Raw genomic sequence first — 8,716 nt, forward strand, 5'->3', positions numbered from 1 at the left:
AAACGTCACCACCAAGTAATAACCTATCTATACGAAAATTACGCAAAATATAACGTAGAGACGTTACAGGTAACGTCTAAAGAATGTCGATACCTTGAGATATGAAAACGTCCTCTGCTATAATTCAAAAACGTCACCACCAATTAATAACCTATCTATACGAAAATTACGCAAAATATAACGTAGAGACGTTACAGGTAACGTCTAAAGAATGTCGATACCTAAAGATATGAAAACGTCCTCTATCATAATTCAAAAACGTCAACATCTATTAATAACCTATCTATACGAAAATTACGCAAAATATAACGTAGAGACGTTACAGGTAACGTCTAAAGAATTTCGATACCTAGAGAAATGAAAAGTCCTCTACCATAATTCAAAAACGTCACCACCAAGTAATAACCTATCTATACGACAACCTCGCAAAATCTAACGTAGAGACGTTACATGTAACGTCTAAAAATATCGATACCTAGAGATATGAAAACGACCTCTACTATAATTCAAAAACGTCACCACCAATTAATAACCTATCTATACGAAAACCTCGAAAAATCTAACGTAGAGACGTTACAGGTAACGTCTAAAAAATGTCGATACCTAGAGATCTGAAAACGACCTCTACCATAATTCAAAAACGTCACCATCAATTAATAACCTATCTATACGACAACCTCGCAAAATCTAACGTAGAGACGTTACATGTAACGTCTAAAGAATGTCGATACCTAGAGATATAACCTACATCCATTATTCTAATTTGGTATGAAGACGTTGCATGCAACGTCTCTACGTTTCATTTGGTTTTTATCAAATAATATTATCATCCTCCCAAGCTGAATGTTCATCTTTAAAAAGCCCTAAATCAGAATCATATAACTTATTTGTGATAAAATATTCAATAGTTAGTAAATCTCCCTTTTTATTTTTCTCGAAAGCAAATACCTCTTTTCTTAGGTTTTGAGACGATAACCATTGTACAAATCTATTTTTCCTAATCGAAACTTTTAGATTTTCAGCATTGATAAAATCAAAATTTCTTAAATATTCCTCAAACTTTGATTTATAGATTTGAGGCAAAACCTTTGCACCATCAAATTGCTTATAAAAATCTTCTTCTGTTTTCTTAGAGTGAATCAAGGGTATAAGTAAATCTAAGGTTGATTTCATTGTTTCATAAACCAGCTTAAAGTCTTTTTCTTGCTCTTCACTCCATGAAGGATAAACAAAATCTATGTATTCTTGTAAAATAGATTCATCTACAATTCCATCGTTTTTAACCTTTGAAAAAACTTCTAATGTTCTTGAAATGACATCTTTATCATAGATATAAAAATCGGTCTTGTTACTTTCTTTAAAAATAACGCATGGCGAGATTCCTCTCTCTCGTTTACGATTTACACGACCAAATCTTTGAAGTAAAGCATCAATTGGAGCTGGTTCGGTATAAATAATCTCATAGTCAATATTTAAACTAACCTCAATTGCCTGAGTACCGACCAAAAGCATTACATCTTCTGATGTATTATCTTGTTCTGCTCTCAATAATGTTTGTTCGTGTGCATTTCTGTCAGTTCCATTAAAACCACCATGTAGCAAAACTGATTTCTCAACTTCATTTCGTAATATGCCGTAAATTTTCTGTGCTTGTGCTACTGTATTACACACAACCAAAACTTTTTTCCCTGTGTGTAAATCGGCTTTAATTATGTCGAGATTATTCTCTAATAAACCCTCTTGTAAAATAACTTTATGCCGTCTAAATGAATTATAGAGCGTTTGGTTGGCATCAATTGACGTAAATTCCCCTATTGCTGCTTCTATTTCTTTCCGAAGAAACTTAGGGAGTGTAGCGGTCATGACCATCACTTTTACTTTCAAATATTGGGTCACAAATTCCAATAAAACCTTTATTTGGGCAAAGGTTTTAGCATCATAAGCATGAATTTCATCAAAAATAAAGTAGCTATTTGCCCACTCAAATAAACCTTGTTCAAAACCTTTTAAGCCAAAAAGATGCTTTAAAAGCTGAAATGGAGTCGAAACTTTTATGGGAGTTGTAACGTACTTAAATTTATGTTTGAGTTCATCAATTGCTTCTTTTTTTGTACTATGGCTATATTGATGTTCTTCAAAATAGTTATTTAAATAAGCACTAAGTTTTCCGTGTAACATTCCAACTTTTCCTTCTACAATAACAGTACTGAGCCGCTCAAACATGGCATTAATAGATGCGGTAAAAGGTAATATATAAAAAATTCTTCCTGTTTGATTATCTTCAAAATGCCTACGAACCCATAAAAAAGCACTTTCGGTTTTACCCGAACCAGTTGGAGCTGTTAAAATCACATTTCCCAAAGTCAGAGAGCAATCTTTTTGGTGTTGATAGAAATCTAAAGACTTAGAGCGTAATTTATTTTGATAATCAGTAAGAAACTGAAAATCAGACAATTGATTTGATGTAATATATTGAATTCTTGCCGAGCCTAAATGGTCACAGTTTTTTATTGCTCCAAATAATAATACAAGAAACCAATAATCTGAATTTTTAATAGTTACACCGTTTCGATTATAGGATCTGATAAATCGTAATTGATTCTCTACTTTTAATTCTTGTTTAATATCAATCTGATACTTCTCTTTAAGTAAGATTTTGATGGCGTTTACATTGACTTTTTTAAATTCAGAAACATAAGTAATAGATTCAGTTGTACCCAAATCTAATTCTAAACCATCGTTTGGGGTTTCGTCTTGATAAAAACCATTTATATACCTTGAAAAAAGTTGTCCATAATCTTTGTGGTGTCCTGCTATAGCAAGTAACATCACATTTTTGATAGTTTTATCTTCAATTCCGTCAAAAGCGCTAAAAAAGGGCAATGAAAATAATTCATGTCTCTGCTTTTTCCACTTTGACTCCTCTCCTCTAAGCAATTTTTGAAATTCTTTATGACTCTTACCAAGGTCATGAAAAATCATTGATATTCTAACATACTCCCAAAATTCCAAAGGAATATTTGGGAGTTTTATAATATCAGCAAATTGGGTTTTAAGAAAAGAATGAATCTTTAAACAGTCTTCAATATGTTCTTGAAGCGTGAGTTGTGGCTCAGACTTTGCCAATATTTCATTCGTTGCCATAATTGATAGGGTGCATGAAAATGTTTAAATTCAACTCCGAGTCCTTAAAGACTTCTATTGAGGACGTTTTTACGCCTTTTGTATGTGAAATAATTGAAAAAGGCTTTGTTCCTAAATTTTTCCTAGGAAATGTATTCGTAAAATATTCTGGCAAGGCTTGAATTTGTCCCGCTAGATGATATGGGAAAGTAGGAATTATTTGACCTTTTATCTCAACCATTTCATTTACAACGAGTAACTCAATAACAGAGATAGATTCAATCGTTGCTAAATCATTAATACGTCCTAACAAAATTGGATAAACAGGCTGTTTAAAGTATTCTGCGATTTGTTCGTTTGGAGTATAAATAATCAATCGAGGATTAAATAAAAACTGTCTCCTTATAACATTTGATTTTGCACTATTATTGGTAGTTCTGCCGTTACCATCCATCTGATAAATAGTTTCAAGGTCAACTCCTATGGAGTCAAATTCAAAATAATAACCTATCTGCTCATTATCATAGGCTACAAATTTCCCTGCTGCTGCATTTATCACGCCTAACACAGTACTCAAAGGAGGGACTTCCAAAGTTGGCTGATAACCACTTATTAAGTTTGGATACCTAAAACTAGCCGTCCAGCCCGAAATTTCTATTTTGTAACATTTCATAATCAGATAATTTGCTTTTCTAACTGCGAGCAATAAGCATCAATGGCTTGATTTACAGAAGAAACAATAACATTTTCAGACGCTAATGTTTGTAAATCGGCATTTATTTCGTCCATAAATCCAGCACGTTTACCAATAAAAACTTGACCAATTATTTGGTCTTTATAATCTTCCAAAACTTCTTTAATTGCTTCAATACTTAGAACTGCTACGTTATTGTACAAGCCCTCACCTTTTGCAATATGTGAAAATGGATGATTTCCGCTATTGGTTGTTGCTAAAATGATAAACTTTGGTGTAACATCTGCCATATTATTAGTTTGCATTGCACCACCCGAAATAGTTTTCAGAGCTTTGATCGTGTCAATAGCTCGTTTTTGTCTAAGTTCCGACGGTAACTGTACTAATTTTTTAGAAACTCCTTTCGCATCTTTTACGAAGGGGTCATCCAATAATGTACACCCATTTGAAACAGCTTCTTCTTGTAGTTTTAATGTTAAATTTTTGAAACCCGTTTTGTTGTAAGTAGCAAATGTACCCACTTGGGCTAAATCTATCGAAAACATCCCTTTCATTATAGCACTATATTCTTCCTTACTGTAAGGAACAGAATCACCTTCTTGGCGTGCCATACTCGACCAATTTTCCACAGTAGATGTACTTGCAACTGATACCAAAACTGAGTTTTTTAATGGAGAGACACGAGTAACTGTTACATCCTCTTTCTTTTCTTTTCCTTTAGAATCTAATTCTGGAGTACCATCTTCTTTCAGAATTACATCTTTAGCGGCTTTCATGTAGCCAAAAACGTCATCATCAGCATATTTCAAAGGGTTTGCATCTGTGAATGCAATCTTACTTTCTCTTGTAATTGGAGACAAATCCCATCCAAAATCTTTTTTGAGTGTATCTCTCCACCAATAACGCCATGCTTGTCCAGATACATAGGCATATTTTTTACCATTTTTAGAGATGGTCTTTGTCGCAACTCCGTTATCAAAATTTGTTGTAGCACTTGCTCCTGCATTGTTTAAAGCTACAACATCTACATCAATTAGTACAAAACCTTGTGTTTTTAGTAATTCCATTTTGTGTATCTTTTTTATAGTTTATTATTCATTTTCATTATTTTCTTCATCCTCATCACTACTCAATTCTGCAATTATTAAGTTGGATTCATGCAGTTTTTGATAAATAGCAATTAATAATAAATCTCTCGTATCTTTCCAATATGTACCATCAGGGAAAAGATATATTACATAATCTTCTAAGGTGATTAGGGGATTAGGGTTTTTAACTTCGTAATTTTCTTGAATTAATTTGATTAGATAGCTTCTGAAATCACCACTACTCTTTAAACCATTTAATCTCACCACTGATTTTTTTATCTGGTCATCAGATTTATCATTTAAGACGAAATCTGCTAATTCTTTGATTTTTTGAATTGTGTATTTTTCCATTTTTAAGATATTTATACAATAAATTTCTACGATACTGAAATTAAACTTATGTTTTTTGCTCCATTTACAAAGGTGATTCACAATAGAAACATTTTTAACCAGCTTATTTAAAATCGGATTATTCCATACTTTGTAATCTAAATAAGAAAGTCGCTCTTTTTTATTATACCACTCTTGGCTTTGTTCATCAAATTGGGCATCCTTAAATTTGGAATACTTATAATGTTGATTGATAAAAGCATTCCATTCTTTTGAATAATGTTTTTTGCAGTGAGCGTAAAACTTAAATAAAAGATTAGAGAAAGTATGTAACTCAATGTCAGGACTTGCACCGAAATTTGTAAAATGGTACATATTTAACTGGACATCTTTCAAAGCAATTGAGTCGTCAGTATCATCGACTACAACAGCAAGATTACCTAAACAATAATCTGCATAACCAAATAGAGCATTTGATACAATCCCAAATTCAGATTTTAGAGTACCTTCTGCAATACCCGAAGCAATATTTTTTCGATTTTCATCCACATTTTTAGCTACTAAATGATAACTAACTGTATCAAAATTGCTTTGGAGTAATGCAATTTTATCGCCAACAAAACTCACACCAAGTGGGACAAAAAATGTTCTTATTAGAGCTTCTTTAGACAGATACAACCCACTTTCATAAGCACTATGAAAATTAATAAAAGCACCAGAAGCGGACATCATGTGATTACTTCTTCCTGCAACATACAACTTTGTTTCTGAGCCAACGATTCTACAATAACCAATTTTAAACTCGGTATTGGTTTCTTCTATCATACCACGATAGTATTTAAGAGTTTCGGCTATTTTCTTTTCTGTATTGAAAGCAGGTTGAGTAATTGATGAATTCAAAAAATAAGTGTGTAGCTTTCCTCCCCATTGCTTTACATATACATTCGTTGCATATTCAATGAGTTCAAAAATATTTTTATTGGGAAAACTCTTTCCCAAATGTTGAATAACATAGCCACCTACATCTATAAATGGGTCGCCCGTTGGTTTGATAAATAGATTCATTACATTGTCGAATATATATCCATGAAAAAATAAAATCCATTGCAAACATCGCAATCTAAAATTTCAAAATGTTGACAGCAATTGCCACATTTTGTACACCTTGACGGTCTATTAATTAACTTTTCGTCTGTCATTTTCATAATTTCTTTTTTTTCAACAAACATAATGAAAAAAAAGAAATTAAAATCCAATGATAGATAATTAAAATAAAAATATCATTTAAAACTCTTATTTACTGTTTCACTACAACAAAATGATTGTATTCGTAACATAAAAAAAGTAACTTTGAATAAAGCTTTATAAAAAAGGAATCGAAATATGATAGATAAGTAAAGTTTTAATCGTACCAACTTATAAAGCTTTTCTTTTCCCAAACCTACACCCCGACCTACCTCATTATTCCCCACACCCCTCAAATATTTAAAAATTTATTTTCACAATATGCCTTCGGATATGTTCTATGAGGCTTTCTGGTTCTATTATTTCCACAATATGCTCGTGATAACCCAAAATAAAATTGGTCAGCCCAAAGAACTTTTCGTTGACATTGCATTCAAAATCATAAACGCCCAACTCGTTGGCTGAGGGTTGTAAATAGGCTTGTGTCAAAGGAAATCGTTCTATCAATTCGTTGTAACCGCCCACTTTCAGACGGATATGCACCCGTACTTTATGATCATTTACAATTCGAAACGGGTCGGTGGCAGTTACATAATGTTGCGTTTCGTATTGCCAATCAGCATCTTGCAACTCTACTCGCTCTATTCTGGAAATACGGAAATGGCGAATTGCCTTCTTCTCTACTTCAAAAGCGTGAAGAATATCTTCTTTTACGCTTACCTGAAACGGTTCCACCAAGCGGTCAGTTACTTCACTGCTATTGGTTGAGCGATAGTTAATGAGTTTGACAATCTTTTTTTCTTGCTTGGCTTGCTCTAACAAGTTGGCTTTTGAGAGAAAAGTCCTTGAAAATAAGCTACTTCCCAATTTCGAGACATCATATATAGTATTGAGTTTTTCTTGCATACGCTTGGTTCTTTTCTCCGAAGCTTTGGCATTATTAGCAAGAGCATCTAACAAGATTTCCTTCTCTGCCTCTGTGAAAAATAACATATCTTCCAGATGTTCCATGGGCTTGTTCGGAACAATAGCATATCGATATTTTTTATCATATTGAACATCGAATCCTGCGTCTTTTAGCTCTTCAAAGTCGCTAGTAATTGCATCTTTACCAATGTTGAACTTTGTTTCCAACATGACTTTGGTATATTGATTCGGACTTTCAATCAACAGCTTGAGAATCGCTAATAAGCGATATTTTGGACTATTATCATTAAACTTATTCATAGTTATTGTCAAAAATAGTGTTGTACTATTAACTACCTCTCCCAAACCTCCACACAACCACAACCAACGGCACAGTATTTTCCTAATCCTCCCAAAAATCCTATTTCCAAAAGTCTGGCTGGGGCGGTTATTTCGAAGGTAAAGTTATGATAACCAATAACTTTTGTTTCATCTTTAAGCTTTCCTTCTTTTACGAAAAAACCTCGTTTCTTCACTTTCGTAGGGTCTGATATAAGCTTGAACTTCACTAAACTTTGGGCAATGGTGCTATCTACTTGCAAACTGTCGGTACCTTCTATGGTGCGGTATCTGTCAACCAAGTTGATAGCAAAAAACTCGCTGTAACGTTCGTCTGTCGGACTTAAATATTGGTCTAATCCTTCTTCTTTTCTCGCTACCACCATAGGTGAAATGGTTCTGAACGACATCGTTACGACTTGATTACCCGTAAACGCATCGAATGGATTAGGCAATGCTTCGACGTTGGTTACGATAAAGTTGGCGCGGTAGTCGCGATTGAATAAACTTACCTCCTGATTCTGAAATAATCCTACAATAAATCCTTCGGCAGCTTTGTCGATATAGAACGATACAACTAACGAAATACTATCCGAACTGAGTTGTATATACGTGTCGCCAGATTTGATAGGTTTGGTCTTTCCGAGTTGTAATGAGGAAAATGTAAAGTGCTTAAAACTTTTATGGCTATTAGGTACTGCATAACCTTGATTATGCAAAAAGGAAGCATACGACTGGTCTGCCTGATACAAGATTTTATATAACCAAGCTTGTAAGGGATACTGATAATTAAAAAGTAGCTTTTGTCTATCTTCGGTCGGTTTAAGATGTAGCCTGAATCTCATTTTTTGGCGTAAAAGTTTAGTTTAATAATGGGTTCTAAAGGTGGTATAAATGTAGAAAGAATTATTGTTTTAAAAAAAAGAAAACAATAAACTTTATCACGGTTTATTATTTATTGTTCTGAAAGTAACTCTAAGATTATGTAATCCAACAGCAATATCCATGATTCGATCTAGGATTTGACTGGTTCTTAGGCGTATTTTCTCCT

The 8,716-nt window shown here is 33.3% G+C and carries 6 protein-coding genes; all 6 read right to left on the bottom strand.

Features of this window, described 5'->3' with window-relative positions:
- Positions 1 to 813: 813 nt before the first annotated feature.
- The 6 genes from cas3 to cas6 all read right to left on the bottom strand — a co-directional run bounded on the left by cas3 (position 814) and on the right by cas6 (position 8,510).
- Positions 814 to 3,144, bottom strand: a complete 2,331-nt coding sequence (gene cas3 / locus QM491_RS07280; RefSeq protein WP_283326746.1) for a CRISPR-associated helicase Cas3' — start codon at positions 3,142 to 3,144, stop codon at positions 814 to 816.
- A complete protein-coding gene (gene cas5b / locus QM491_RS07285) occupies positions 3,131 to 3,796 on the bottom strand; it encodes a type I-B CRISPR-associated protein Cas5b (protein WP_283326749.1) in 666 nt (221 codons plus the stop codon). The genes cas3 and cas5b overlap by 14 nt, the downstream gene beginning before the upstream one ends.
- A 2-nt stretch (positions 3,797 to 3,798) precedes the next feature.
- Positions 3,799 to 4,884 carry a type I-B CRISPR-associated protein Cas7/Cst2/DevR gene (cas7i, locus tag QM491_RS07290; RefSeq protein WP_283326751.1) on the bottom strand — a complete coding sequence of 362 codons (1,086 nt, stop codon included), beginning with the start codon at positions 4,882 to 4,884 and terminating at the stop codon, positions 3,799 to 3,801.
- Between the two features lie 24 nt (positions 4,885 to 4,908).
- Positions 4,909 to 6,300 carry a type I-B CRISPR-associated protein Cas8b1/Cst1 gene (locus QM491_RS07295; RefSeq protein ID WP_283326753.1) on the bottom strand — a complete coding sequence of 464 codons (1,392 nt, stop codon included), beginning with the start codon at positions 6,298 to 6,300 and terminating at the stop codon, positions 4,909 to 4,911.
- A gap of 420 nt (positions 6,301 to 6,720) precedes the next feature.
- Complete coding sequence (locus QM491_RS07300; RefSeq protein WP_283326754.1) at positions 6,721 to 7,647, bottom strand: helix-turn-helix transcriptional regulator; 927 nt, start codon at positions 7,645 to 7,647, stop codon at positions 6,721 to 6,723.
- 32 nt (positions 7,648 to 7,679) lie between these two features.
- Complete coding sequence (gene cas6, locus QM491_RS07305) at positions 7,680 to 8,510, bottom strand: CRISPR-associated endoribonuclease Cas6 (protein WP_283326756.1); 831 nt, start codon at positions 8,508 to 8,510, stop codon at positions 7,680 to 7,682.
- Positions 8,511 to 8,716 lie beyond the last annotated feature (206 nt).

This window comes from Flectobacillus longus (genome assembly GCF_030056705.1).
Lineage (GTDB): Bacteria > Bacteroidota > Bacteroidia > Cytophagales > Spirosomataceae > Flectobacillus > Flectobacillus longus.